Source organism: uncultured Gimesia sp. (assembly GCF_937910335.1).
In the GTDB taxonomy this organism is placed as follows: Bacteria; Planctomycetota; Planctomycetia; order Planctomycetales; family Planctomycetaceae; genus Gimesia.
Genome location: NZ_CALEMX010000294.1, coordinates 1 through 2,898, shown reverse-complemented (window position 1 = coordinate 2,898; position 2,898 = coordinate 1). Strand labels below are relative to the sequence as shown.

At 43.7% G+C, this 2,898-nt stretch carries 3 protein-coding genes; 2 read left to right on the top strand and 1 reads right to left on the bottom strand.

Translation table 11 applies throughout. The features are described from left to right. The coding region (locus tag Q0668_RS11875; protein WP_298864696.1) for a PIG-L family deacetylase at positions 1 to 186 on the bottom strand (186 nt) is incomplete at its 3' end. A 206-nt stretch (positions 187 to 392) separates the two neighbouring features. Here Q0668_RS11875 and nadA point away from each other — a divergent pair. Both nadA and Q0668_RS11865 read left to right on the top strand, forming a co-directional pair. Next, positions 393 to 1,382 carry a quinolinate synthase NadA gene (nadA, locus tag Q0668_RS11870; protein ID WP_298864693.1) on the top strand — a complete coding sequence of 330 codons (990 nt, stop codon included), beginning with the start codon at positions 393 to 395 and terminating at the stop codon, positions 1,380 to 1,382. A 226-nt stretch (positions 1,383 to 1,608) separates the two neighbouring features. Then, a complete protein-coding gene (locus Q0668_RS11865; protein WP_298864690.1) occupies positions 1,609 to 2,376 on the top strand; it encodes a ferredoxin reductase in 768 nt (255 codons plus the stop codon). The last annotated feature ends 522 nt before the right edge of the window (positions 2,377 to 2,898 follow it).

The following is a 2,898-nucleotide window of genomic DNA, read 5'->3' as shown; positions in this document are numbered from 1 at the left end:
AGCACGTCTGATATCGGCTAACTCGGGCCCTGAAATGCTCTGATGGCCTGATTCGCCGTTCGTGACACTGACGAATTTCACAGTATGACCTGCCTGTTGGTACAAAGCGGCCGTTCCGCCTGCTTTGATGTCGCAATCATCCGGATGAGCGCCAATAATCAGGATTCGTAACGATTGATCTGCCATAGAGTTCTAAACCTTTACCGAATTATATAGAATAATCGCAAGTTGACCAGGAGTGATTCCCTGCAACTATAGTATCTCAGTTGTACCGCAAGGGTTTCAGATTCTCCAGTAAAAGCGGAATATTGTTATTGAACTATTGATGGGTATTCCGTGTCCTTGGGGCAGGTGATATTCGGAATATAAAAATTTTCTGAGGATATGAGCAAATGTCGTTGCCAACAATCGATAACAAAGATGAAATCTATGAAGATCCGCTTGATCTGATGGATGAAATCGAATCGCTCAAAAAAGAAAAAGATGCAACGCTTTTAGCACATTTTTACATTGATGGAGAAATTCAGGAAATTGCTGATTTCACTGGTGACAGCCTGAAACTGGCGCGTGACGCCGTCAATGTAAAAACGTCCACAATAGTCTTCTCGGGCGTGCATTTCATGGCCGAGTCGACGAAAATTCTGAGTCCCGAAAAAAAAGTGCTCTTGCCAGATTTGAACGCCGGCTGCTCTCTTGCTGATAGTTGTCAATTTGGAGATCTGGATCAATTCCAGAAAAAACTGAGGGCGGAAGGACGCGATTTTGAAACTGTCGCTTATATCAATACGACGGCTAAAGTCAAAAGTTTGTGTGACTGGATTGTGACGAGTGGAAATGCACGGGAAATTATCGACCGTGTCCCGGCAGACAAAGAAATTTTATTCGTCCCTGATCAACACCTGGGACGTTATCTTCAGGAAGTTACGGGGCGGGAAATGATCCTCTGGCCCGGTTCCTGCATGGTTCATGAAATTTTCAGTATACAGGATCTAGTTCGCGCCAAAAAACAGAATCCCGGTTCTCAGGTTTTGGCCCACCCGGAATGTCCCCATAATATTTTGGATGTTTCTGATTTCGTAGGTGGTACGGAAAAGCTGCGGCAGTACGTGATGTCTATCAAAGAGCCTGGTACTTTTTTGATTGCGACCGAAGCCAACATGATTCACCCGTTACAAAAATCGGCACCCCACCATACATACATTCCCGTTCCGGGAATCATGTCTTCCACTGGTGAAACCTGTGCCTGTAACCGCTGTCCGCATATGGCACGAAATACGTTACAAAAAGTTCGTGACTGTCTGAAATTTGGGAAACCGGAAATTGAATGGCAACCTTATTTTGATCAGGCAAAAGAAGTCCTGCAACGCAGTCTGCTGCAGTAGACATCCGCTGGGCAGTCGCGCGAAACAAATGCTTAATTTCTAAGCATTCACTCATGTTTTCTACGCAGCGAACACTTCAGATTACCCCGCCTTTCAATATTTTTTGTGTCAGTCAGAGACGATTTTCTACTTGCTATAGTCGACTTTTCTCAGTGGCATCCTTTCGTAGTCACTTTATAAGATTCATTGACTTAAATTCTGGCGCTCACTAAACACGGGTTTCCTAATGAATTTTAAACAACTTGAGTTCAAAAAACACAACGACCCACTTGTTGCGCTCAGTGTGACAGACGTGATCCAGGAGACCGATGATGTCCGAACCTTTCGACTCGATAATTCAAAAGGAGTTCTATCTCCTCATAAACCAGGCATGTTTGTAAAAGTCTGTCTCAATATCAAAGGTGAAAATGTCTGGCGCAGTTTTACAATCAGTTCTTCTCCACTCCATCCAAAGCAAATCGACTTAACCATCAAAAGAAACCCGCGGGGAGTAGCTGGCAATTATTTTTTCGAACACATCAGCCCGGGTAGCGAAATCAAAATAAAAGGTCCATTAGGTCGTTTTTTCTATGACCGGGAACTGCATACAGAGCCTGTTGTTCTTTTGTGTGCGGGTATTGGGATCACGCCCATGATGAGCATTGTTCGTTTTCTGTCTGATATAAAACAAAATTCACCCTGTGCATTATTTTATGGCGCCAGATCTCATCTTGATATCATTTTTGATCAGGAGACAAAACAGTTCATTTCAGAGTTGCCTGGGTTTCAGTACTTTTTAACTCTCTCGCAACCGTCTCCGCAATGGTTGGGTAATTGTGGTCATCTCAATATTGACTTCATCCAAACGAAGATCCCCCAATTTCTCAGGTCTCGTTTTTTTCTTTGTGGTCCCAGACATTTCAACCAGGAGTTTGAAGAGCAACTATTAGGATCTGGCGTTCCACAATCATTAATTCACTGCGAACTCTTTCATAAAAAACGAAAGTCGAAATAGAAACACATGAACTTCGACGTCATGGGGTGTCTGTCAAGCCACTACTTCCGTCGCAATCTGACGGTCCGGCTTAACTCATTTATTCTTATATTGGTTCGATTGTAAAAAAGTCATACATCGAATCCTTATTATCGGAACCCGCTTTAAAAAGCGCTACTTTGCGTAAGCGAAGACCGATATGACGTATAAGTGTATTCCCCACACGGCTAGATACGGAGTGCGCGCTGCATGTGAAAAACGAAGTCCCAGATCCATACATCCATTGAATAAAACAAGAATCCAATGAATTTCGTGACAACTCCATCCATGCAGATTCAATCCTGCTTCTTTTTCTGCGTACTCTTGTGCTCCACACAATTATTGGCACGAGAGGTTCCCGGAACTCCCGTTTGTGCTAACGATGCAAATTCCTGCGTCGCTTCATCGGATTGTACTGCCTGCGTTCCTGAACTCAATTATTGGGTTGTCAGTAGTCGTTGTTGTCAGCAAAAAAGTGAGTGTTGCTGTCCTTGCTGTGAGTTT